This is a genomic window from Rhodococcus sp. NPDC077669 (assembly GCF_040686915.1).
Lineage (GTDB): Bacteria > Actinomycetota > Actinomycetes > Mycobacteriales > Mycobacteriaceae > Rhodococcoides > Rhodococcoides fascians.
Genome location: NZ_JBFBMD010000027.1, coordinates 1 through 22769 on the forward strand (window position 1 = coordinate 1; position 22769 = coordinate 22769).

Annotated in this window: 21 protein-coding genes; 11 read left to right on the forward strand and 10 right to left on the reverse strand. The window is 65.8% G+C overall.

Translation table 11 applies throughout. The features are described 5' to 3' along the window. The first annotated feature begins 422 nt into the window (after positions 1-422). A complete protein-coding gene (locus AB0P23_RS21745) occupies positions 423-1217 on the forward strand; it encodes a DUF2637 domain-containing protein (protein WP_032400284.1) in 795 nt (264 codons plus the stop codon). A 22-nt stretch (positions 1218-1239) separates the two neighbouring features. After that, positions 1240-1752, forward strand: a complete 513-nt coding sequence (locus tag AB0P23_RS21750; protein WP_032364925.1) for a DUF427 domain-containing protein — start codon at positions 1240-1242, stop codon at positions 1750-1752. Between the two features lie 4 nt (positions 1753-1756). Here AB0P23_RS21750 and AB0P23_RS21755 read toward each other — a convergent pair whose 3' ends face one another. The 3 genes from AB0P23_RS21755 to AB0P23_RS21765 are packed head-to-tail and all read right to left on the reverse strand — an operon-like array spanning position 1757 to position 5711. After that, on the reverse strand, positions 1757-2806 hold the full coding sequence (locus tag AB0P23_RS21755) for a hypothetical protein (protein WP_363799374.1): 1050 nt from the start codon (positions 2804-2806) through the stop codon (positions 1757-1759). Then, positions 2803-3426 carry a 5,6-dimethylbenzimidazole synthase gene (gene bluB / locus AB0P23_RS21760; protein WP_205912975.1) on the reverse strand — a complete coding sequence of 208 codons (624 nt, stop codon included), beginning with the start codon at positions 3424-3426 and terminating at the stop codon, positions 2803-2805. Before bluB ends, AB0P23_RS21755 begins: the two co-directional genes overlap by 4 nt. A gap of 11 nt (positions 3427-3437) precedes the next feature. Continuing rightward, positions 3438-5711, reverse strand: a complete 2274-nt coding sequence (locus tag AB0P23_RS21765) for a bifunctional diguanylate cyclase/phosphodiesterase (RefSeq protein ID WP_363799376.1) — start codon at positions 5709-5711, stop codon at positions 3438-3440. A gap of 134 nt (positions 5712-5845) precedes the next feature. On the opposite strand from AB0P23_RS21765, the gene dinB reads away from it, so the two are divergent. Next, positions 5846-7078 (forward strand): DNA polymerase IV, encoded by a 1233-nt coding sequence (gene dinB, locus AB0P23_RS21770; protein ID WP_255175874.1) that lies wholly within the window; start codon positions 5846-5848, stop codon positions 7076-7078. On the opposite strand, the gene AB0P23_RS21775 is transcribed toward dinB, so the two are convergent. Continuing rightward, positions 7079-8476 (reverse strand): cytochrome P450, encoded by a 1398-nt coding sequence (locus tag AB0P23_RS21775; protein WP_363799378.1) that lies wholly within the window; start codon positions 8474-8476, stop codon positions 7079-7081. It lies immediately after the preceding gene. Positions 8477-8571: 95 nt separating this feature from the next. On the opposite strand from AB0P23_RS21775, the gene AB0P23_RS21780 reads away from it, so the two are divergent. The 3 genes from AB0P23_RS21780 (at position 8572) to AB0P23_RS21790 (ending at position 10247) form a co-directional block, all read left to right on the forward strand. Then, positions 8572-9147 (forward strand): TetR/AcrR family transcriptional regulator, encoded by a 576-nt coding sequence (locus AB0P23_RS21780; protein WP_027494321.1) that lies wholly within the window; start codon positions 8572-8574, stop codon positions 9145-9147. 22 nt (positions 9148-9169) lie between these two features. Next, a complete protein-coding gene (locus AB0P23_RS21785) occupies positions 9170-9451 on the forward strand; it encodes a DUF2277 domain-containing protein (RefSeq protein ID WP_032373673.1) in 282 nt (93 codons plus the stop codon). A 106-nt stretch (positions 9452-9557) separates the two neighbouring features. Next, entirely contained in the window at positions 9558-10247 is a 690-nt protein-coding gene (locus tag AB0P23_RS21790; protein WP_363799380.1) for a hypothetical protein, read from the forward strand. 17 nt (positions 10248-10264) lie between these two features. On the opposite strand, the gene AB0P23_RS21795 is transcribed toward AB0P23_RS21790, so the two are convergent. Next, positions 10265-11428 (reverse strand): globin domain-containing protein, encoded by a 1164-nt coding sequence (locus AB0P23_RS21795; RefSeq protein ID WP_032386634.1) that lies wholly within the window; start codon positions 11426-11428, stop codon positions 10265-10267. 173 nt (positions 11429-11601) lie between these two features. Here AB0P23_RS21795 and clpB point away from each other — a divergent pair, with 173 nt between their 5' ends. The 5 genes from clpB to pyrE all read left to right on the forward strand — a co-directional run bounded on the left by clpB (position 11602) and on the right by pyrE (position 17541). After that, on the forward strand, positions 11602-14148 hold the full coding sequence (clpB, locus tag AB0P23_RS21800; protein ID WP_363799382.1) for an ATP-dependent chaperone ClpB: 2547 nt from the start codon (positions 11602-11604) through the stop codon (positions 14146-14148). A 102-nt stretch (positions 14149-14250) separates the two neighbouring features. Further along, entirely contained in the window at positions 14251-15156 is a 906-nt protein-coding gene (locus AB0P23_RS21805) for a DUF5666 domain-containing protein (RefSeq protein WP_052062951.1), read from the forward strand. Between the two features lie 153 nt (positions 15157-15309). Then, a complete protein-coding gene (locus AB0P23_RS21810) occupies positions 15310-16257 on the forward strand; it encodes a hypothetical protein (RefSeq protein WP_052062952.1) in 948 nt (315 codons plus the stop codon). A 57-nt stretch (positions 16258-16314) separates the two neighbouring features. Continuing rightward, positions 16315-16890 carry a LemA family protein gene (locus AB0P23_RS21815; RefSeq protein WP_032373676.1) on the forward strand — a complete coding sequence of 192 codons (576 nt, stop codon included), beginning with the start codon at positions 16315-16317 and terminating at the stop codon, positions 16888-16890. A gap of 102 nt (positions 16891-16992) precedes the next feature. Beyond that, on the forward strand, positions 16993-17541 hold the full coding sequence (pyrE, locus tag AB0P23_RS21820) for an orotate phosphoribosyltransferase (RefSeq protein ID WP_027494314.1): 549 nt from the start codon (positions 16993-16995) through the stop codon (positions 17539-17541). Between the two features lie 58 nt (positions 17542-17599). On the opposite strand, the gene AB0P23_RS21825 is transcribed toward pyrE, so the two are convergent. The 5 genes from AB0P23_RS21825 to AB0P23_RS21845 form a co-directional block, all read right to left on the reverse strand. Beyond that, positions 17600-18097, reverse strand: coding sequence for a class F sortase (locus tag AB0P23_RS21825; RefSeq protein WP_230595207.1), 498 nt, complete (start codon positions 18095-18097; stop codon positions 17600-17602). A gap of 97 nt (positions 18098-18194) precedes the next feature. After that, the gene (locus tag AB0P23_RS21830; protein WP_219520448.1) at positions 18195-20042 is read right to left on the reverse strand and encodes a hypothetical protein; all 1848 of its coding nucleotides are present in this window, start codon (positions 20040-20042) and stop codon (positions 18195-18197) included. A 271-nt stretch (positions 20043-20313) separates the two neighbouring features. Beyond that, complete coding sequence (locus AB0P23_RS21835; RefSeq protein WP_027494311.1) at positions 20314-21540, reverse strand: MFS transporter; 1227 nt, start codon at positions 21538-21540, stop codon at positions 20314-20316. Next, positions 21537-21998 (reverse strand): MarR family transcriptional regulator, encoded by a 462-nt coding sequence (locus tag AB0P23_RS21840; RefSeq protein ID WP_032364936.1) that lies wholly within the window; start codon positions 21996-21998, stop codon positions 21537-21539. Before AB0P23_RS21840 ends, AB0P23_RS21835 begins: the two co-directional genes overlap by 4 nt. 93 nt (positions 21999-22091) lie before the next feature. Next, entirely contained in the window at positions 22092-22691 is a 600-nt protein-coding gene (locus tag AB0P23_RS21845) for a hypothetical protein (RefSeq protein WP_045841392.1), read from the reverse strand. Between the last annotated feature and the right edge of the window lie 78 nt (positions 22692-22769).

Sequence of the window (22769 nt, forward strand, 5' to 3'; positions counted from 1 at the left end):
TCGGTTGTCGGTGCAGTTGTGGTAACCACACCGATACCGGAGGTCCTCACCTATCTGTCGCTGCCACGCCGTCCACAACGTCCCTGCTCATTACAACTAGGGCAGTATCTCCATTGCGTTGCTCGACGCTCTCGCACGCTCAGTCGCAGGGGTCCATCCCGGGCGTTGTGCTCCTTGGTGGCCATAATGGTTTTGCTTCCAACTGGATACATGGTCCGCGTGTGGAAAAGGTGGGGCGACGGAGGCGCAGACTGGAAGTGGATTGCCTCGGTATCATCGAGCGTTCACTCGTCCGAGCTGTGATCGGAAGTATCGAGGTGGAGTGCAGCACACGGTGCCGGACGTGATCTGCGCACTGGATTCGGGGCCACCAGCGTGCTCGTCGCCGAACCTGTCGGTGGGCTCGTGTTTCATGACGACCCATGAACAAGGTCCTGCGTGCGACGCTCGTCAGTGCGGTCGTCATCACCACCGTCATCGGAATCGCGTCGTTCGTGCTGAGTTTCGCCGCACTGTGGGATCTCGCCACGATGGCGGGCGTCCCGCGATCGCTGTCCTGGCTGTGGCCCGTGATCGTCGACGGCACAATTCTGCAGGCCACGATCTCCGTCATCGCACTCGCTCAATTCGAGGAACAACGCAGTGGCCGACGCTTCTTCTGGGGCGTGTTGATCACGGCGGCTCTGGTCAGTATCGGCGCAAATGCCATGCACGCCTTCATTTCCGACGCCGGAACACTGCATCCGGCGCTGTCGGCGGCCATCGCGACGGTCGCCCCGGTCAGTCTGTTGGCCGCGACCCACGGACTCGGCATCCTGGTCCGAGTGCCGGCCGAACTGCCGCGCGACGTCGAACTACCCGAACCCGAACAGACCCGTGAAATCGCACAGGTCCATGCGGTCGAACAGACCGGCAGGGCCGAGGCGCAACACCACCACAAGACCGAGCAACCCGATGACGTCGAGTCGAGCATCGCAGACGTTCCGGTCGATGCCCGGGGCCGGACGGCCCCCGTCGCCGCGAGCATCGACGACCATGACGGCGACACCTCGGGCGCGCTAACCCAGGAGACGCTGATCGAGCATATTCGGGTCGATTCGCCGGCGCGCGATATTCCGTTCACGTCCGTGCGCACGGTCGAACCATTGGACGACGTCGATCGCTGGATTCTCGACGAAGAACGGGTGGACGATCTCTATCCCGTCGACGCTCCGTGACATCCGGTGGCACCATCGAGTGATGAGCCAGAATCTGCCGAGATCCGTAGTTCCCGAGAAGCCGAAGCCGGGTCAGGAGTCGGTGTGGGATTACCCCCGTCCACCGAAGCTCGAGTCCTCCAACCGTTCGCTGGTCGTCCGGCTCGGCGGCGAGGTGGTCGCGCGCACCACCGCCGCGTACCGAGTGCTCGAAACCAGCCATCCGCCCACCTGGTACATCTCGCCCGCAGACGTGGTTCCCGGCGCGTTGACGCCGTCCGAGGCCCGGTCGACGCACTGCGAATGGAAGGGCGCGGCGACCTACTGGGACGTGCACGGCGGCGACGCCGTGGCACCGGCCGCGGGGTGGAGCTACGAGAACCCGACACCGCGGTTCGCAGAGATCGCCGGCTACCTCGCGTTCTCACCCAGCCGACTCGACTGCGAAATCGACGGCGAGGCGGTCCGGCCGCAAGAAGGCGGTTTCTACGAGGGCTGGATCACCGACGACGTGGTCGGCCCGTTCAAGGGCATCCCAGGCTCCTACGGCTGGTGATCACTCACCCCGCTGGTAGCTCGGCGCGGGGGATGATCTGAATCGAACTCGTTGCGCCGGGGTCGCTGCCGGTCACCAGCACGTCCCCGGTGCGCGGGTCCACGGCAACGGAGTTGGCCTGTGTCACGGTCGGGACGTCGCCCAGGAATCGCGGTGCGGAGACGTCCGAAACATCGACCACGCGCAACAGATTCGACGCGGTCAACGTCACGAACAGCAGCGCCCGGTCGCGGTCGACGGCAAGTCCGTACGGATTTCCCGGGGCCTCGATCGACGCGGTCTGGCGAATACTCCCCGCAGCGTCGACCGAGGCGAGAAGAACGGTTCCGCCGTCGGTATCGGCGAACCCGGCCGTTGTCTCGTTCACCGTCACGGCGTGGGTCAGCTTGACGCCGATCGGGGCCTGCGCCACCTCCCGCTGGGTCGCGCCGTCATAGACCCACACACCGTTGCCCTGCACGTCTGCGACGGCGGCGTACGGGCCGAGAGCGGCAGCGCCACCGGGCTGGACCGGGCCCGGTGGAAGTTCCGACAAGACCGATCCCTCGCGCAGGAAGATCACCCCGCCGCCCATCTCGTTGGTGGCCACGATCGTGCCGCCGGAGGTGAGCACCGCGTCGTGCGGCTGCCGTCCGACACCCGTGGCCGTGGACAGGATCGCACCGTCGTTCAGCGCCACTTCGAGTAGTTCGTCACTGCCTTCGAGCGGGACCAGGACCGGGCCGTCGGGACCTGCCAGCGACAGGTGCCGGGGTGCGCCCGTCGTCTGGACCATCTGCCGGACGGCACCCGTCGCCGCGTCGAACAGCACCACGCCGTCGGGCTCGCGTACTCCGGCGGCGGCGATGCCCGACGTCCCCACGACGATGCCCTCGGGAGCCCCGGGGAGCGGAACGACAGTTCCGACCGGATCGGCAGAATCGGGTGCCTGGGCGGGTTCGGCTGCCGGAGTTGTTGCCGGCGTGGTTGCGGGCGAAGGGGATTCGTCAGGGGCAGAAGAGCACCCCACGAGCAGGAGGCACATGACCGTCGCCGCGGCGAGAGCGGTTTTCACGATCGGCGGTACTGCTCGAAGTGCAGGGCATCGTCCAGTGGACGCCCCGTGCGCCAGCCGAATCGCTCGAGATCCGGTACCTCCTGGAACGACTCGACCGGGCCCACACACAACCATGCGATCGGACGCACCGGGGCGGGGATGTCGAGCAGTTCGGTGAGGTACGCCTCGTCGTAGAACGACACCCAGCCGACCCCGACGTTCTCGGCTATCGCTGCGAGCCAGAGGTTTTCGATGGCCAGTACTGCCGAGAACAATCCGGTGTCGTCGACGGTATCGCGGCCGAGGACGTGCGGGCCTCCCCGGTTCGGGTCGTACGTGACCACCACTCCGGTACCGCTGGTCTCGATCCCTTCGATACGGATGGGGTCGAACGTCTGTCGGCGCTCGGAGTCGAGCTTGTCCGCGAAGTCCTGTCGGCAGTCGGCGACGTGTGCGGCGAAGGCGCTCAACGTGTCGGGTTTGCGGACCACTATGAAATCCCAGGGCTGGGTGTTGCCGACGCTCGGTGCCTGATGCGCTGCGCCGAGGATGCGGCGCAAGGTGTCGTCGTCGACGACGGTTCCGTCGAACTCGGCTCGCACGTCGCGGCGAGATCGAATGGCCGCGTATACCGACAGTGTGGCTTCGGTCATGATATCCGTTCTCCGATAACAGTTTTCAGGTTCTCGTTCAGTTCGTCGACGAGGGCGGGCAGGTGCTCGCCGGGGGTGGGGCGGCCCAGGTGGAAGCCCTGCGCCCGTCCGCATCGCAGCTCACGCAACACCGATACCGTCCTTTCGTCCTCCACGCCCTCTGCGGTCACCGACAGCCCCAGTGTGCGCGCCAGTTCGATGGTCGAGCGAACGATGGCGGCGTGAGTGGCATTGTGCGACATTCCGCTGACGAACGTTCGATCTATCTTGAGTTCCTGGACCGGGAGGCGCTCGATGTAGGCCAGAGAACTGTAGCCCGTGCCGTAATCGTCGATGGCGACCTGCACTCCCATGGCGTGCAGACCGGCCAGCACTTCCGTGGCACCGGCGGGGTCGGTCATCGCGGAGCTCTCGGTGACCTCCAAGGTCAACTGCTCTGCAGGGCAATCGAACTCGGACAGGACTCGGGACACGTGGAAGATCAGACTGTCGTCGAACAGGTTTCGAGTGGAGATGTTGACGGCCATGCGCAGGTTCAGGCCCGATGCTGCCCATCGCTGTCGTTCCGCCAGGGCTTGCTCGAGGACGTAGCGGGTCAGTGGGCGGATCAGTCCGGTGTGCTCGGCCGTGGGCAGAAATGCGCTGGGAGAGAGAATGTCTCCACTCGGGTGGTGCCAACGCAGCAAGGCTTCGACCCCCACCACGGTCATCGAGTCCAGATCGACCTGGGGCTGATAGCGCAGTCTCAGTTGATCCGACGCGAGGGCGGCGGTGAGCTCGCCCAGCATGATCAACTGCTCGCTCTTGTCCCGGTCCATGGACCGGTCGTAGTACGCGACGCGCGATTGCACGGTCTTCGCGGCCTGCACGGCGAGGTCGGCGCGCTGCACCAGACGGTCGGGTGTGGCGTCGTCCTCGGCGACGCGCGCCGGGGCGTTCGTCGCTACCCCCACGCTCGCTTCGATGAGCAACGACATGTTGCCCACTTCGAACGGCGTCGAGAATTGTTCCAGTATGTCGCGGGCGAGGGCTGCGGGATCCATCGAATCCGACTCACCACACAACGCGAATTCGTCACCGGCCAAGCGTGCCAACAGGATCGCGTCGTCGCCTACCGTGCGCAGTCGGGTGGCGACGGCGGCCAACACCTGATCTCCGAGGCCCCGTCCGAACGTGTCGTTGATTTCGGTGAAGCGGTCGATGTCGACCGTCAGCAACGTCGATTCACCGGCGTTGCCGTAGATCCGGTGTTCGAGAGCGCGCAGATTGGCCAGCCCGGTGAGGTGGTCGGTGTCGGCGACGGCGCGGAGCTGAACGGTCTGGGTGTGCAGCAGCCGCAGCAGGTCGGTGATGCGCAGGATCACCAGGACCACCAGAATGCCCGCGCACAGCATGACCGCCCATCCCCATTGTGCGATCGGCTTCTCGCGCACGACTTCGACGACCATCACGGCGGGGGCGGTGAGCGTGGCAGCGGTCAGCACGACGACGGACGGTGTGGTGAACGACGCCATCAGGTGGGCGTCGGATTCGATGGTGGGGCTGGTGATTCTCCGCATCGACGGGTGGAGTGCGGCGACGCCGATGAGCACGTAGGACAGCGTCCACCCCGCGTCGAGCAGCGAGCGGTCGGCCGAGGAATCGGACACGATGGAGAAGTTGTTGGCGGTGTCGGTGACGACGAGCAGGACCACCGCCGCGGTGAGCAGTCGGTAGGACAGTGCCCGCCACTGACGAGACCCGACGAAGTGGGCGAGCAACCCGAGCAGAAAGATGTCCATCGCGGGATAGGCGACGTCGACCAGCCCGGCGACGCCGGAGATGCCGTCCCCGTCCAGCGACGGTTGGACCGCAAAAACCCAGGTGAGCAGTGCGAATGCGACCATCACGATAGCGCTGTTGGCGATGTGGCCGCGTTCGCTCGCCCGCCACTTGTGCCGGACCAACAGGAACAGTCCGAAACCGTAGATTGGGTAGCCGACGAGGTAGAGCGCGTCGGCGAGCGACGGATAAGGCACGACGCCCCCGCCGGCGTGAAGCCACTCGTAGACGATGTCGCCGAGCACCCACACCGCGGTGCCCGCGGCGATGCTCCACCAGGCGGTTCGGTTGCGCGGACGGTTCAGTCTCGTTCCCACGATCGTGGCGGCGACGGCGGACGCCCCGACCACGACGAAGATCGATTGCGACCAGACGGAGTCGGGCACCGCGAAGTAGGCGATGCAGCCGAGTACGCCGAGTGCTCCGTACCACCGCCACCAGGCCGTCACAGTTGTCTCCAGCCGTTCGCGTGATCCGACGACTCAACAATGGCACATCAGGTGACCTGGGTCACTTTCTCGGGGTGTTTTTCGGGCTCGATGCAGGTAACGGGGATGTCGGTGCCTCGTGGGAGCATGAAAACGTGGAGTCGAGCGCCGGGAAGGCGAAGAGCGGGGAAGCGAGCATCATGCACGCCGATCTCGACTCCTTCTATGCCTCGGTGGAGCAGCGAGACGACCCGCGGCTGCGGGGAAAACCGGTGATCGTCGGCGGGGGAGTGGTACTCGCGGCCAGCTACGAGGCCAAGGCCTTCGGGGTACGCACCGCGATGAGCGGTGGGCAGGCGCGGGCGGTCTGTCCGCAGGCGATCGTCGTGCCTCCGCGTATGGAGGCGTACTCCCAGGCGAGCAAGGACGTGTTCGACGTCTTTCACGACACGACGCCGCTCGTCGAGGGAATCTCCATCGACGAGGCCTTTCTCGACGTCGGAGGCCTGCGTAAGATAGCGGGCAGCGCCCTCGACATCGGGCAGCAACTGCGCCGCGACGTCGCCGAACAGGTCGGGCTGCCCATCACCGTCGGGATTGCCACCACCAAGTTCCTGGCGAAGGTGGCCAGTGCGTTCGCCAAACCCGACGGGCTGCTGTTGGTGCCACCCGGTGGTGAACTCGAGTTCCTGCACCCGCTGAACATCGAAAGGCTGTGGGGCGTCGGCAAGGTCACCGCCGAGAAGCTGCACGTACTCGACATCAGAACCGTGGGAGACATCGCGGCCTACGGCGAGAGATCGCTGGCCTCGGTGTTGGGAAAGGGCGCAGGAGCGCACCTGTACGCACTGGCCATGGGACGAGATCCGCGCCGCGTGCAGCCCGGAAAGTCGCGCAGTTCCATCGGTGCCCAGCGGGCCCTGGGCCGCGGGCGGCACGACGCGGCCGAGGTGGAGGCGTCGTTGATCGGCCTCGTCGATCGCGTCACGCACCGAATGCGGGGCGCGCAGCGGACCGGCCGAACCGTGATGTTGCGCTTGCGGTTTGCCGATTTCACCCGGGCCACCCGATCGCACACCCTCGATCGCGCCACCGCCGACACCCGGGACATCCTCGATGCCGCACTCGAGCTGCTGCACGAGGCGGCTCCGCTGATCGCGGAGAAGGGCATCACGCTGGTCGGGGTGACGGTCTCGAGCATCGACAGGGGTGGAGCCGAGCAACTGGAACTGCAGTTCGACGCCCCCTCGGTACGCAGACCACCCGAGGCGTCGGCTCTCGACCGTGCGTTGGACGGGGTGCACAAGAAGTTCGGGTCGACGTCGCTGACGCGCGGGGTACTGCTCGGACGAGACCCGGGGGTATCGGTACCGCTGCTGCCGGACTGACTACGTGCGCACCGTGGGCTGCACCCGAAAGCCCTCGGGCATCATGGTCAGCCGCTCCGTGACCTTCAGCCGATACGACGGGTCGGCCTGCAGATCGAAGCGTTGCAGCACGGTGCCGAGTACCAGTACGGCCTCATGGACGGCGAATTGCCTTCCGATGCATGCTCTTTCGCCCGTCCCGAAGGGCTTGTACACGTGCGCCGGCCGAGCTTTGATGCGGGCGGGCAGAAAGTTGTCGGGGTCGAATTTCTCCGGCCGATCGCCCCACACCGGATCTCGATGCAGTGCCGTCGCGAGCACGATCGCCCAGTCTCCTGCCGCCATGGGGTAGCCGTCGCCGATGACGGTGTCGGCTCGTGCGCCGCGTCCGAACGCGGGAACCGTCGGCCACAGGCGCAGTGATTCGTCCAGGACTCGGCGGACGTACCGGAGTTTGGGGACCTGGCCGAACTCCGGCTTGTCCGTCCCCCAGATTTCGTCCACCTCGGCCCGGGCACGTTCGAAGACCTCGGGGTGGGTGGCCAGGAAGTACAGTGCGAAAGACAATGCGCCAGAGGTGGTCTCGTGCCCGGCGATCAAGAACGTCAGAATCTGGTGGCCGATGTTGGTTTCGCTCAATGCATTCGGGTTGTCGGCCTCGCGCGCCGCGTCCATCATGATCTGCAGTAGGTCGGTGAAGTCCCCGTCGGACTGTCGACGAGTACGTACGACCTCGGTGAGTACCTCGGCCAGGTACTTCTTGTTCTGCTCGTATCGGCGGTCCGATCGGGCGAACAGCGGCGCGGCGAACGCCGGGATCGACACCAACGCCCGCCGTTGGTTGTACGTCAGTGCGCCGACCATCGCGGACACGAACGGGTGTGGTTCGGCGCGGGTGAACGAGCCGAAGCTGTAGCTGAATCCGGTGCGTCCGATGGTCTCGAGTGTCAGCTTCGTCATGTCCGAGGACACGTCGGTCGTCGACGCGTCGCGTGAACGTTCGGTCCAATGCTCGATCAGATCGTCCGCGACGTTCACCATGATGTCGTGGTAGCCCCGCATGGCTCCGGCGGTGAACGCCGGCCGCAGCAGATCGTGGGCCCGTTGCCAATTGGGCTCGTCGTTGTAGGCGGTGAACAGGCCGTCGGCACCGATGTCGCGGAGGCGCTCGACGCCCGGCGGCAGGAACTTCTCGAAGCGGCGTTCGTCGCAGAGATCGCCGACCACGTCGGCACCCGAGGCGAAGACGAAGCGCTTGCCGAGGATGTGGCGCTCGAACATCGGTCCGAGCCGGGCGGCCAGAGCTGTCGAATCCTGGATCGGCGAGCGCGGGTCGACACCGATGACGTCGCCCAGTATCGGCAATCGATACGGCGGATGCGGTAGTACGCCGTCTCGTAGTGCGAATTCCGTCGACATGGCCGCTCCTCAGTCCCCGAACCGACTCGTTGAACCGGTGTCAAATAGTGACCGTACTCACCGTTGAACTCGTGTCAAGTAAGGTTCGAGACCCCATGACCACACCTCGAAAACGCATGACACCGGAGCAGCGGCGTGCGCAGCTGATCGAGATCGGGTCGACCCTGTTCGCCGAACGTCCCTACGAGGACGTGTGGATCGAGGAAGTGGCAGACCTGGCCGGGGTCTCACGGGGTCTGATGTACCACTACTTCCCGTCCAAACGGGAGTTCTTCGTCGAGATCGTGCGCACCGAATCCGAGCGCAACCTCGCCGTCACCGCCCCGGACCCGTCGTTGCCGGTCCTCGAGCAAATAGCCGCCGGACTCGACGCCTACATCGCCTACACCGACGAGCATGCGCACGGCGTCCGAGCGGTCAATCGAGGCGCGCTGCTCGGAGACGACCGCATCAACGACATTCTCACGCGCGAGTTCGACATCCAGCAGCAACGCATTCTCGACGCGCTGCCGGACGAGTTCCACGACGACGAGATGATCCGGGCCGCGCTCCGCGGGTGGGTGGCATTCGTCCGCGCGGTCTGTCACGACTGGGTGGAGCGCAGGACCCTGAAGAGGGAACAGGTTCGCGAGCTGTGTCTGAAGGCGATCGCAGGTCTTCTCGAGGTGTGACGTGCGGGTCTATCGTCGGGGAATGTGCCGAAACATCACCACCCTGCGGGGCTTGGAACCACACGCCACCGACGACGAGATCGAGGCTGCGGCGCGTCAGTACGTCCGCAAGATCAGCGGAGTGCAGAAGACGTCCGACGCCACCCGTGACGCGTTCGAGACGGCAGTTGCCGAGGTGACGGCCACGACGCATCGGCTGCTCGACGCCCTGCCGGACCGGCGGCAGCCACCCCCGACGGTGCCGCCGCTCAGGCGTCCGGAAGTGCAGGCGCGGATTGCCGCCAAGGCGGCTGCCGGGGCCTGACGCGCGCTAGCAGACCACTGCATCGAATGGATGGTTTTCCGCAGAATCGGACGCGCGATCGGGGTCGAGGGTGGCAAACTGGTCGAGTCAGGCGAAGGGGGTGACGATGACCGATCGACGACGACGCACGTTCGATTCCCGAGACGGTGACGCCGAAGTCGCCGAGCCGCTGCTGCGAGCGGTGTTGTCCTACGCGCCCCGCGACGAGTCCCCGATGCCCCATCCTTCCGAGGGCATCACCTTGCGGGCCGAGAACGGATCCGGTTCGATCCGCCTGGAATTGGCCATCGCCGACGAGCTCGGGGTAGGCGTACCGGGACCGTTCGGATCCAGATTCTACGAGTGTGGATCGTTCGAAGTGGTTGTGCCGCAACGAGACCCACGTGAGGGTGCGTTGTTGATGATTCACCTGCTCGAAGCCCAGGCGCCGCACCGATTCGAGTTCACCGCATCCATGCCTGCGTGTTGGGAGTTGCGGCTCGAGCGAGACGGTTCCGTATCGGTGCTCGACGACACGGGCGACGCAGTGATATTCATCGGCCGCCCTTGGGCTTTCGACTCCGACCTGCACCCGGTGCACGTGTACTACACCATCGAGAACGGCCTGCTGGTGCAGAATGTCGGAGCTACGTCCGACACCGGATACCCCATTCTCGTCGACCCCGATCCCGAGGCGATCATCACCGGAGACGGCAGGCTCGTCACCGAGAGCTGGACACCGCGGCTGGTCGTCGGAGGCATCGTCGAGGACCTCCCGCCGCGGTCGATCTCCGGCCGAAAGATCGTTCCCGGCTGAAAAGTGTTGTAGCGCAATCAGAACGGATCGTGCTGAATGTGCTCCATCGGCGTACCGACCTTGCGCAGTGCGTACAGCGTGGTGCGCACCATCGACGGCGACCCACAGATCTGAATCTGCCGATCGGCCCACGAGCCGAACCGGGTCACCACCTTGCCCACCGGGCCGTGCAGCCGATGATGCATGCCCCACGGTAGTTCGCGCGTCGGACCCGAGTGCCACCACGGATCCTCGAGCTCCTCGGTCACCGGCACCACCGTCAGCCACGGATTCGACAACGACAGCTGCCACAGTGTGTCGAGGTCGTAGAGGTCGCACGGATACGTCCCACTGACGAACAGATGCACCCGCGGATTGGTGCTGCGCTGGGCCATCTCCATCACCTGCGCGCGTAACGGCGCCAAACCGGTGCCCCCGGCGATCATCAGCACGTCCTCGCCGATCGTGCGATCGACGTGCATGCCGCCCAGCGGCGGGCTGATCAGCCAACGGTCGCCGACAGTCGTTTCGGTGACCATCGCCGGTGATACCCAGCCCCCGGATACGCGTCGAACATGGAACTCGATCTCGCCGTAGGGGTTGCTGGGAATGGCAGGGGACAGGTAGCGCCACAGTTTGGGCCGCTGCGGAATCTGCACACTGACGTACTGGCCGGGGAAGTAGGGAATCTCCCCGTCGGTCTTCAGTCGCACCACGGCCAGGTCGTCGAGCAGGCGGTGATGTTCGACGACCGTCGCGCTCCAATACGGGGGCAGTTCGTCGTTGTCGGCGGCGGCGGCCATCGCGTTGCTCACCACGGTGAGGGCGTCTCGCCAGGCGGTCTCGACCTCGTCGGTCCACATCTCGGTGCCGGCGAAGCTCCGGAAGGCGCTGATCAGCGCCGAACTCCCCGCCCGGAAATGTGCCCCGGAAATTCCGTGCTTGCGGTGGTCCCGGCCCAGCTGTTCGAGGAACGGCTCGACGCGGTCGGCGTCGTCCAGATTGTCGAATATGTACCCCAGTGCCAGAACGAAATGCTCGCGCAATGCGTCCATCGATGCCGGGAACAGGGAACGGAAGTCGGGATACTCGGCGAAAAGGTGAGCGTAGAACGACCGGGACAGCTGTTCGGGACCGTTCGGTGCAGCCGCTACCGACTTGAATCCGGTGCGGACCAGGGAGACCGTGCGTGCGTCGAGCAACCTCCACCCCCACCGATTGACACCTTCGACCGTCACCAAAGTAGACCGATCGAGACTTTCGCGCATCAGGGCATCGCGTACGAAAAGAATCAAGGTTGAGCGGAACAGACTCAACTTGTCTATGGTTGTACCCAGCGACACGCTCGAACCCCACACTGGAAAGAAGGTGACCGGTGGACAGTTTCACTCCCACCACGAAGTCGCAGGCAGCACTTTCGGCTGCACTGCAGGCCGCATCCGCGGCCGGTAACCCGGATATTCGTCCGGCACATTTGTTGGTGGCGTTGCTCGATCAGACCGACGGCATCGCCACACCACTGCTGAAGGCCGTCGGCGTCGACCCCGCAACGGTGCGTCGAGAAGCGCAGAACCTCGTCGACCGCCTGCCCTCGGCATCCGGTTCGACCACCACTCCGCAACTCGGCCGTGAAACCCTCGCCGCGATCACCGCAGCGCAGCACCTGGCCACCGAACTGGACGACGAGTTCGTTTCCACCGAACACCTCATGGTGGGTCTCGCGACCGGAAACGACGACGTCGCCAAGCTCCTCTCCGGCCATGGTGCCGGAGCCAACGAGCTGCGCGACGCGTTCCAGGCGGTCCGCGGCAGTGCCCGCGTCACCAGCGCGGATCCGGAGAACACCTACCAGGCGCTGGAGAAGTACAGCACCGACCTGACGGCGCTCGCCCGAGAAGGCAAGCTCGATCCCGTCATCGGCCGAGACACCGAAATCAGGCGTGTCGTCCAGGTGCTGTCCCGACGCACCAAGAACAACCCCGTTCTGATCGGTGAGCCCGGTGTCGGCAAGACCGCCATCGTCGAAGGACTCGCGCAACGCGTCATCGCCGGCGACGTGCCCGAAAGCCTGCGAGGCAAGACCGTCGTATCCCTCGATCTCGGTTCGATGGTCGCCGGCGCGAAGTTCCGCGGTGAGTTCGAGGAGCGGCTCAAGGCCGTGCTCGACGACATCAAGAACTCCGCCGGTCAGGTCATCACGTTCATCGACGAGCTGCACACCATCGTGGGCGCGGGAGCCACCGGCGACTCGGCGATGGACGCGGGCAACATGATCAAGCCGATGCTTGCTCGCGGCGAGCTCCGACTCGTCGGCGCGACCACCCTCGAGGAGTACCGCAAGTACATCGAGAAGGACGCCGCCCTCGAACGCCGCTTCCAGCAGGTCTACGTCGGGGAGCCGTCGGTCGAGGACACCGTCGGCATCCTGCGCGGACTCAAGGAACGCTACGAGGTGCACCACGGCGTCCGCATCACGGACTCCGCCCTGGTGGCCGCCGCGACCCTCAGCGACCGGTACATCACGGCCCGGTTCCTGCCGGACAAGGCCATCGACCTCGTCGACGAGGCTGCATCACGTCTGCGCATGGAGATCGACTCGCGCCCCGTCGAGATCGACGAGGTGGAACGAGCCGTCCGCCGCCTCGAGATCGAGGAGATGGCCCTGGCCAAGGAGACCGACGACGCCTCGAAGGCCCGGCTGGACAAGCTGCGTCAGGAACTCGCCGACCTGCGGGAGAAGCTGGCCGAGCTCAGCACGCGGTGGCAGAACGAGAAGAACGCCATCGACTCGGTGCGGGTGCTCAAGGAAGAACTCGAGAACCTGCGCGGAGAATCCGATCGCGCCGAACGCGACGGTGATCTCGGCAAGGCCGCCGAACTGCGGTACGGCCGGATCCCGACCCTGGAGAAGGAGCTCGCGGCCAAGACCGAGGACTCACCTGCCCAGGGCGACGTGATGCTCAAGGAGGAGGTAGGCCCGGACGACGTCGCCGACGTGGTGGCGGCGTGGACCGGAATTCCGGCCGGCCGAATGCTGGAAGGCGAGACCGCCAAGCTGCTGCGGATGGAAGACGAACTCGGCAAGCGAGTCGTCGGACAGAAAGATGCAGTGCAAGCGGTGTCCGACGCCGTCCGACGGGCCCGCGCCGGGGTGGCCGACCCGAACCGTCCGACGGGCTCGTTCCTGTTCCTCGGACCCACCGGCGTCGGTAAGACCGAGCTCGCGAAAGCGTTGGCGGAGTTCCTCTTCGACGACGAACGCGCGATGGTGCGCATCGACATGAGTGAGTACAGCGAGAAGCACGCCGTCGCCAGGCTCGTCGGTGCCCCTCCGGGCTACGTCGGCTACGAGGCCGGCGGGCAGCTGACCGAGGCGGTACGCAGGCGTCCGTACACGGTGGTGCTCTTCGACGAGGTGGAGAAGGCACACCCGGATGTGTTCGACATCCTGCTGGCCGTGCTCGACGAGGGCAGGCTCACCGACGGTCAGGGCCGCACGGTCGACTTCCGCAACACGATCCTGATCCTCACCTCGAACCTCGGTGCCGGCGGTACCAAGGACGAAGTGATGGACGCGGTGCGGCGCTCGTTCAAGCCCGAGTTCGTCAACCGGCTCGACGACGTCGTCGTGTTCGACGCACTGTCGGAGGACCAGCTCGAGTCGATCGTCGACATCCAGCTCGGCTTCCTCGCGAACCGTCTGGCAGCTCGTCGACTGACTCTCGACGTGTCGTCGCCTGCCAAGATGTGGCTGGCCGTACGCGGTTACGACCCGCTGTACGGTGCTCGACCGCTTCGCCGACTGATTCAGCAGGCAATCGGCGACCAGCTGGCGAAGCTCCTCCTCTCCGGTGACGTGCACGACGGCGACGTGGTGCCCGTCAACGTCAGCCCCGACGGCGAACGGCTCATCCTGGGCTAACGCCCGAGCCGGCAACCAGCCAGAGCAGGCCCGCACGAGACCTCGTGCGGGCCTGCTCTCGGTTGCCACTGTCGACGTTCTCGGCGTGGGTACCCTCGTGGAATGACAAATCCGGACGACCCGCGAGCACCCCGAGATCGCGATCAGGACGCGGCGCAGCAGCCGGAGTCATCTCAGCCGACCCAGGACTACGGGCACCCAGGCGCCCAGCAGTACCCGGATGCCCAGCAGTATCCGGATGCCCAGCAGTATCCGGGCGCTCAGCCGACGGAGGCGTATCCGACCCAGGCCTACGGCAATCCGGACCCGCAGGCGTACCCACCGGGCTACCAGCCGACGCAGGCGTTCCCGCCCTTCGACCCGGCGCAGCAGGCGGCCGCGAACCAGGCCTACGGACAGGCCCCGGGATACGACACCCAGCAGTTCGGTCACACCCAGCAGTTCGGTCACACCCAGCAGTTCGGTCACACCCAGCAGTTCGGTGGTGCGCCGCCGCCGCAGGAGCCGAACAGCGTCGATTCCGGCAGTAAGGGGCCCCGTCCGTGGGTTCTGGCCCTGATCGGGCTCGTTGTGCTCGTCATCGTCGTCTCGTTCGGGATTGCGTTTCTGAGCGGAGGGCGCGACGAACCGGGCACCACCGCCGCGGCACCGTCCACCTCCATCCGGCCCTCGCCGTCCAGCGCGCCCACGACCACGCCGCGGCCCACGGAATCGGGTGCGACAACCACACCCGAGCTCATCCCCGGCGGTATTCCCGAGATCCTCGGCCAGCTCGGCTCATCGGTGGGAACGATCAACGCCAACGACGGTTCGACTCTGACGCTCGACGGCCTCGACGGCGCTCCGGTCACAGTGCAGACCACACCGCAGACCCAGATAATCTCGTTGTCCGGTCGCGATCTCGCGTCGTTGGCCGTCGGTGCTTTCGTCGTGGTGCAGGGCGAGGCCGTCGAGAACGGAATCATCCGTGCGAACGTCATCATCGAGACCCCCAAGCTCGGAGGGTGACGGCGGGAGTGGAGCCTGCGGAATGACCCTGAGGTAAGGCGGGAGTGGAGCCCGCGGAATGACCCGCAGCTCTCCGTGCGGCTCCTATGACCGTTCACAGGAGTCGGCGGCCGTGGACGGGCGCGAGGTGGAAGTCGATTAAGGTGGTTCGCGATGACGGCAATGTGGTTCGGCCTGGCGGTAATTGCACTCGTGGGCGCAGCAGCGCTGCTCTACATCGACCGATCCAAGCGAGATCGATCCGGTCGGGTACGGCAGATGTGGGCCAAGGCCCAGGGGTACGAGTACCGACCCCACGACCGAGAGCTGGTCACCCAGTTCTCGCGCGCCGCGCTGTCCAAGCCCGAGTTCGATGTGGCTCTCGGTGTCGTCACCGGAGTTCGGCGTGGTGAGGAGTTCGTACTCTTCGACGTCGAGGAGACGGGCACCATCGTGGCCGTGCAGCGTTCCGTCGGCTCCGATGTCGATATCGACCTGAGGCCCCGCTCGACGCCACCTCCGCGCGACGAGGACATGCAACTGCTCGGGTCCATCGGACCGCGAGTGGTGTTCGCCACCGACGTCGACATCGCTCGTCGTGTCTGTGACCAGCGGATGGCGGCGTTCACCGAGTCGATTCCCGAGAATCTGCAGCTGTTGTGGAGTGAACAGGACTGGACTCTCGGATCGATGCCCCTGACCAGCTCGGGGCGCGATTGGGATGCCGCGATCGATGCGGTGGCGCGACTGTCGGGGATGCTTCACGTTCTGCCGCCGGTGCGCGGTAGCGCGGTGTACGGCTCGCGTCCGGGCGGCGGCGAGTCCGTTCGTGATCGAAGCGATCCGGGTCGACCGTTGGTGCAGGAACCGCGCGTCGGGCCGCCCCGCAACCAGCAGTCCGGAAACGTCCCGCCGCGCAGTGTCGAGCCTCGCGGTGTGGAGACGAGAAGTCCTGCTGCCGATTCTCGTCCGCAGGAGGCGACTCGACGGCCGAGTCCACCGAGGCCGGATCAGAGCGGACCGCAGGCCACTCGATCGGTGAATCCGGTGCGACCGGTACCGCGTCCGCCCGTGTCCCGTCCGATTCCGTTCGATGCGGATCGGCGACGCAACCAACCCTGATCATTCTCGGGCGTGCCTACCGGCGTCGCCGGCCGGGCACCGTTAAATTCGTACCTCGTGACGGTTTTCTCGGGCGTTGTGGTCCTCGTGCTGGTACTCGTCGTTCTCGGCTACGTCCTGAGTGTGGTGCGCCGCCTCGCGCGGTACCGCGGTCTGGCCGAGCAGAGCGCACGGCTCGTCGACATCGAGCTAGAGCGTCGATACGACCAACTGCAACCGTTTCTGGCTGCGGCCGAGTCGGCGGACCTGTCGGGCGACCTGCAGCGTCAGCTCGCCGGAGCGCGTTCGTGGTCCAAGGCAGTCCGTGATCGCGGACTGGGCCTGCAGGCGCAGGCTGCCGCCGAGAACGCTCTGTCCGCCGCCTTCCATGCGGTTCTCGACGACGCCGAAGCGCGCCGCAGTGTCGTCGGCAACTGGGCGTTCCAGGGGCCGGCCGGCGAACTGACGGTCACCGAGAAGCGGATTGCCGGCGCGGTGCGGGTGTACAACGACACGGCGTATCAGCTGTCCGAGGCCGTCGGATCGTTCCCCTCGTCGCTGGTCGCGAAGGCTCGCTCGGTGACCGCGCCCGAACCGTTCGTCGAAACCAAGGAGTCCCTGGACGAGCACCGCGCCGCCGAGGTCGCCGCGTAGGGGATCGCTGCGCCCAGTACCCGGGTGCGGGTGGTCGAGAATCTCGGTGGGTAAGTTCGTACCGACCCGACCGCCTCATGGCACGACGAGAGGAACCCGAACATGGCCGACAGCGCTGCGAATTCGGACAGGCAGGAACTGGCCGATCTGGTGAAAGAGCTCGCCGTCGTGCACGGGAAGGTGACGTTGTCCTCGGGCAAGGAAGCCGACTACTACGTGGATCTGCGTCGGGCGACCCTCCATCATCGCGCAGGTGCCTTGATCGGTTCGCTGATGCGCGAACTCGTCGCCGACTGGGATTTCGCGTCGGTCGGCGGTTTGACGATGGGCGCAGATCCCGTAGCGATGGCGATCATGCACGCGCAGGGCCGGCCGATCGACGCATTCGTGGTGCGCAAGGCAGCGAAGGCGCACGGTATGCAGCGTCAGATCGAGGGACCGGACATCGTCGGCAAACGTGTTCTGGTGGTGGAAGATACGACGACGACCGGCAATTCGCCCCTGACCGCGGTTCGAGCCCTGCGCGACGCGGGCGCGACGGTGGTCGGGGTCGCCACTGTCGTGGACCGGGCGACGGGTGCGGACGATGTCATCGCCGCCGAAGGGCTGGAATACCGATCACTGCTGGGCTTGGCAGACCTCGGTCTGTAGCCACTGTCGCGGCCGGACCGGGGGCCCGGCCGCGACAGTGATTGTCTACAAGCCTGTTTCAGCGAATCAGCTGCGCGACGACGACGAAGTTGTCGTCGGTCGGCTCGCCGCCTTGGACGTCGCAGTTGGCCAGGATCAATCGTCCAGGTACCGATTTGCGAAGGTCGTTGTCCGCCAACAGAGATCCCTTCGGGAGCGGGCCTACCGATTCGACGGCGTACTCCACAGTGCCGGTGGCCGTTCGTAGCACCACAGTATCTCCAGGTGTCACCACCCGGAGTGCCTTGAACGGTGCATCACGCTTCGAATAGTTGTGTCCGGCAACGACAACGGTTTGTTCGGTGTCGGTTCCTGGCATTCCGCTCTCGGCCCACCACGCGGGTAGTTCGTCCACCGGGTTCAGCACCTGCCCGCTTTCCCCGCCGCGATAGAGGGGGTCCGGATGAATGGGACTGCTCAGATAGGTCGACCCGTCCGCCGAGCGCAGCTCGATGTACTCCGGTCGAGAGGGGGCGACATCGCCCGTCGGTGCAGCCCCCGAGATCTGTGACTGCACCGGCGAACGATCGGGTGCGGCGATCCCGACTTCGTCACTCGCACAACCTGATACGAGAAGAACGAACGTCAGGATCGCCGTCCACAGCCAGCGGGTGTTACGAGGTGGCATCGGTGGAGCTGCGGCGACGCAGGTAGAACGCGCCACCGGCAGCTGCGACGACGACCACGCCGACACCGGCCAGGATCACCGGGGTGTTCGACGAGCTGTCCGAAGCGCCCGACGCCTCGTTCGAGGAATCGCCGAGTGCCAGATCGACCGGCGGGAGCTCTCCGGCCACGCTGACGACGCCGTTGTCGTCGGTGGTGAAGTAGTCCGCGACGGTGAAGGATCCGTCCTCGTTCTTGACGCCGACGAGCGAGACTCCGGTCTCGTCGACGACGACGGTGTTCTCGTCGACCTCGGTGACGGGTACGTCTTCCTTCACGGTGTTGCCGAGGTTGATGGTCCACTCGAACTTCGGTCCGCTGGCTGCCAATTCGGCTGCCTCGGCCTTGAGATCGGCCTCGGCCTTCGCCTTGGCGTCGGCCTCGGTCTTGGCGGCCGTTGCGGCGTCCTGAGCCGTCTTCAACGTGGCTGCTGCCTCCGTGGCCTTGGTCTTGGCGGCCGCGGCTGCGTCGGTCTTGGCCTGCAGGTCGGCGTTCGCCGTCTCGACGGCCGTATTCGCCGTCACCAGTGCCGCTGCGGCCGCGTCGGCCTTGGCCTGCAATTCAGCGACATCGGCGTCCGACGGCGCGGAATCGAGTGCAGCCTGGGCAGCGGTTGCCGCCTCGGCCTTGGCGTCGGCATCGGCCTTCGCTGCGTCGGCGGCAGTTCGGGCGTCGGCTGCGGCCTTCTCGGATGCAGTGTCTTCACCGGCTGCGGCCTCCGCGGCGGCTTCGAGGTTCTTCGCGTTCTGCTCGGCCACTGCAGCCACTGCGGCAGCGGTCTGAGCCTCGATGTTCAGTGCCAGCGACTTCGCGGCAGTGGCAGCGGCAGCGCGAACTGCAGCGGTCACCTTGGCGAGGTTGAAGTTCTTGAACGAATCCTGAACAGCGGTAACGGAATCCGCGAGCGCCTTGTTCGATGCGTCGGCTTCGACCTTGGCGGTGGCGGCGAGTTCGGCCTTCGCGTCGGCGTCTGCACGAGCTGCCTCGGCTGCGGCGGTGGCGTCGGGGTCGCCCGAGACGGCTGCGGCTTCGAGCTCCTTCGCCTTCGCCTCGGCCTCGGCTGCGACTGTTGCAGCGCTGTCGGCGGCGGCCTTGGTTTCGTCGGCCTTGGTCTTCAGTTCGGCAGCGGTGTTCTTCGCTGCGGTGACCGCTGCGCTCGCTGCTGCGCTCTCGACCTTGGCGTTCGAGGCGGCCGTGACGGCGGCCTTGGCCTTGACGTCTGCCTCGGCAGCAGCAACCTCGGCCTTGGTGGCGTCGGTGCTCGCGGTGGCCTCGGCTGCCTTGGCCGTCTCGAGTCGTACCTGGGCGGCAGCCGATGCAGCTGCAGCTTCCTTGCTGGCGGCCTCGGCGTCGGCGATCGCCTTCTTCTCGGCGTCGGACAACTGCGGAATGACGTCGAGATTGACTGTGGCCGTGCCGTCTTCGTTGAACACGACGCCGCCGGTGATCTGCGGCAGTGGACGAACGGCGGAGGGGGCTTCGGGTGTCGGGACTGCGGCTGCGGCGGCCGCGGCTGCGTCCTCGGACGTGACGGCCGGGACAGGTGCGTCGATCTGTCCTTCGGCTGTTGCGGTGCCCGATCCTTCTACTGCGGCACCCTGTTCGCCTGTGGGAGCGGCGGGTTCGACGCCCTCGGATTCTTCGCCCGCCGGTGCTTGAACCTCGGAGCTTTCCGGCGTGCTGGGCTCCTGAGCACTGGCGATTCCCGGTGCAGCGATGGACAGTGACAGTGCCATGGCGGCCCCGGCTGCGGCGAGGCGCGCCTTCTTGGACCTGGCGATCGACTTCTGCGACATGGAGATTGTGGCCCTTCGGTCAGTGGCAGCAGTGAGCTGCGCGCACCCGTCCTCCCACGCGGAACGAGTGTTGTTGGTGAGTCACACGAACAACCGTGATGACGTGACCGTAAACCAACCGGACGGTACATCGAACCGAAAAATCCTTTACTGAGGTATTGGTTACCAAAGTGTTACTGATGAGACGGATGTGACGAATGAGGCCATTGATACACGCCGACGGCCGAAAGCGATGCTCTCGGCCGTCGGATCCAGCGGTTGATCGAAAGGCTCAGTCGCCTACTGTCACCGCGCGGGCCTCGTCGATGCTGTGTGGTGCCGGCTCGTGTTCGTCCACGTGAGCGAGGACTTTCCGGCCGCTCGCAAGGACGACGATGGCCAGGGCCGTGCAGGCCGCGCCGACCCAGAACGGGACGTGCATGTTGGATTCACCGAGCTTGCCGGCCAGGTAGGGAGCGGCGGCACCGCCGGTGAAGCGGACGAAGCTGTAGGCCGCCGACGCGGTCGAGCGCTCCACCGGCGCCGAGATCATGACGGTCTCGGTGATCAGAGTGTTGTTGACGCCCAGGAAGAGGCCGGCCACGACGGTTCCGACGATCAGGACGGTCTTGTTCTCGGTGAACATCGCCATGACGCCGAGGTCGACGGCGAAGAGCAGGAGCGAGAGCATCATCATGTTCAGCGTTCCGTAGGCCCGCTGCAGTCTCGGTGCGATGAACACCGATGCCACGGCCAGGCAGAGGCCCCAGCCGAAGAAGATGAAACCGATCGAGTAGGTGCCCATGTCCAGGGGGAACGGGGTGTACGCCAGCAGGGTGAAGAAGCCGTAGTTGTAGAGCAGTGCGGTGATGCCGACGGTCAGCAGTCCGCGGTGTCGCAGTGCCCGGAACGGATCGAGGATCGACGTGGTGTGCGCGGGCTTGGGGGTGTCCGGGAGCATGACGATCAGCAGGATGAATGCGATGGCCATCAGTACTGCGACGCCGAAGAACGGTCCGCGCCAGCTGAATCCACCGAGGAGGCCGCCGACCAGCGGTCCGGTTGCGATTCCGATGCCCAGTGCGGCCTCGTAGAGGATGATCGCGCGGGCGACGCCGCCGGATGCTGCGCCGACGATGGTCGAGAGCGCCGTGGCGATGAACAGGGCGTTGCCCAGTCCCCAGCCGGCGCGGAATCCGATGATCTCGCCGACGGAACCGGACATGCCGGCGAGGGCGGCGAAGACCACGATGACGGCCAGGCCGGCCAGCAATGTGCGCTTGGGCCCGAATCGGCTGGACACGACGCCGGTGATGAGCATCGCGACGCCGGTGACGAGCATGTAGCTGGTGAACAGCAGCGACACCTGAGACGGCGAGGCGTGCAGTTGTTCGCCGATCGGCTTGAGGATCGGGTCGACCAGACCGATACCCATGAAGGCGATGACGCTGGCGAACGCGACGGCCCACACGGCGCGCGGTTGCTTCAGCAGGCTGTCGGGGGAGGTGCTGGTGGTCACGAAAGAGTTCCTCTCTTTTCGCGATCGACGGGTTCGAGGATGCTGCGAAGCTCGCTCAGGCCGTCGGTCAATTTCTGGATTTGTTCCGGGTCTCGGTCGGACAGGTACGGGACGAGTCCGTCGACGATGTGACGGCGACTCGCGGCGAGCCACCGATGGCCGGCCTCGGTCATCTCGACGAGCACGGCCCTCGAGTCGTCGGGGTCGGACGTCTTGGTCACCAGGCCGTTCTTGCCCAACTTCGCGAGCAGTGCCGTGGCCGAGGGCTGCGAGCATCGGTCCAACTCGGCGAAGGTGCTGATGCGCAAGGGCTGATACTCCTCGAGCAGCGACAGTGCCCGCATCCACGCTCTGGGCCATTCGTCGCTGCCGAACCGGGCAGCCAAGCGAACGAAGCGTGACGAACTGGTGACCAGCTCCGAGACCAGATCTTTGAGGTCGTCGTGGGAATGGCTCACCGGTTTATTGTTACATACACTAACTATCTATCGCAATGCGAGGCTCACCTGCCGTTGAAATCGGGTGGGGTGAGCTCGGGGAGTGAGAGCGGATCAGTGTCGACTCAGTAGATCGGCGATCTCGCGATCCCACTCGGCGTTTCGGCGCCCGTCATATCGGAAGCGCATGACGTAGTAGAAGCCGATCAGCGCAGTGGCCGCCAGGATCCAACTTCCGACGGCACTGAAGATCGCGGCAGCGACGACATCCGACGAGGTCAGTGGCCGCAGGCTCAGCTCGCCGGCGTCGTTCACCCAGATCTGAGCGGTCGTACCTACCGGCGACCCGGTGTCGACGCTGACGCGGCCGGTGTGCTCGACGCCTCGGTAGACCCACTGCGAGGGAACGGCCGTCACGGCTCCACCGTTGGTGGAGTCGAAGCTGGTCGCGGCAGTCGGTGCCACGGTTGCGACATCGGTCGTGGTGGCCGTCACCTGGTGGATCGACGTGCGCTGCTCATCGAGTCGTTGCTGCTGCTCGGAGTAGGCACCGGTGCCGATCCACAGCGAGAACGGCACCATGACGATCAACAGGGTGACGACCCAGCGCTTGATCTGTGCCTGGCGGAGGTCGCAGTCGCGGAGAAGCGGATTGGGGTAGCCGGCGACCTCGTCACCTGCGATGCGAGTGTGCCCGGTGAGTTTGCGGCGCATGATGGTCCCCAGTGCTTTCGAAAATGATCCGACCGACCTGTCCACGATGCCCACGCTCACTGCGAGTATCAAGCGATA

Coding starts and splice junctions, on each gene's coding strand:
- AB0P23_RS21745 (WP_032400284.1), top strand. CDS start 423: ATGAACAAGGTCCTGCGTGCGACGCTCGTCAGTGCGGTCGTCATCACC.
- AB0P23_RS21750 (WP_032364925.1), top strand. CDS start 1,240: ATGAGCCAGAATCTGCCGAGATCCGTAGTTCCCGAGAAGCCGAAGCCG.
- AB0P23_RS21775 (WP_363799378.1), bottom strand. CDS start 8,476: ATGTCGACGGAATTCGCACTACGAGACGGCGTACTACCGCATCCGCCG.
- AB0P23_RS21780 (WP_027494321.1), top strand. CDS start 8,572: ATGACCACACCTCGAAAACGCATGACACCGGAGCAGCGGCGTGCGCAG.
- AB0P23_RS21785 (WP_032373673.1), top strand. CDS start 9,170: ATGTGCCGAAACATCACCACCCTGCGGGGCTTGGAACCACACGCCACC.
- AB0P23_RS21790 (WP_363799380.1), top strand. CDS start 9,558: ATGACCGATCGACGACGACGCACGTTCGATTCCCGAGACGGTGACGCC.
- AB0P23_RS21805 (WP_052062951.1), top strand. CDS start 14,251: ATGACAAATCCGGACGACCCGCGAGCACCCCGAGATCGCGATCAGGAC.
- AB0P23_RS21810 (WP_052062952.1), top strand. CDS start 15,310: ATGACGGCAATGTGGTTCGGCCTGGCGGTAATTGCACTCGTGGGCGCA.
- pyrE (WP_027494314.1), top strand. CDS start 16,993: ATGGCCGACAGCGCTGCGAATTCGGACAGGCAGGAACTGGCCGATCTG.
- AB0P23_RS21830 (WP_219520448.1), bottom strand. CDS start 20,042: ATGTCGCAGAAGTCGATCGCCAGGTCCAAGAAGGCGCGCCTCGCCGCA.
- AB0P23_RS21845 (WP_045841392.1), bottom strand. CDS start 22,691: ATGCGCCGCAAACTCACCGGGCACACTCGCATCGCAGGTGACGAGGTC.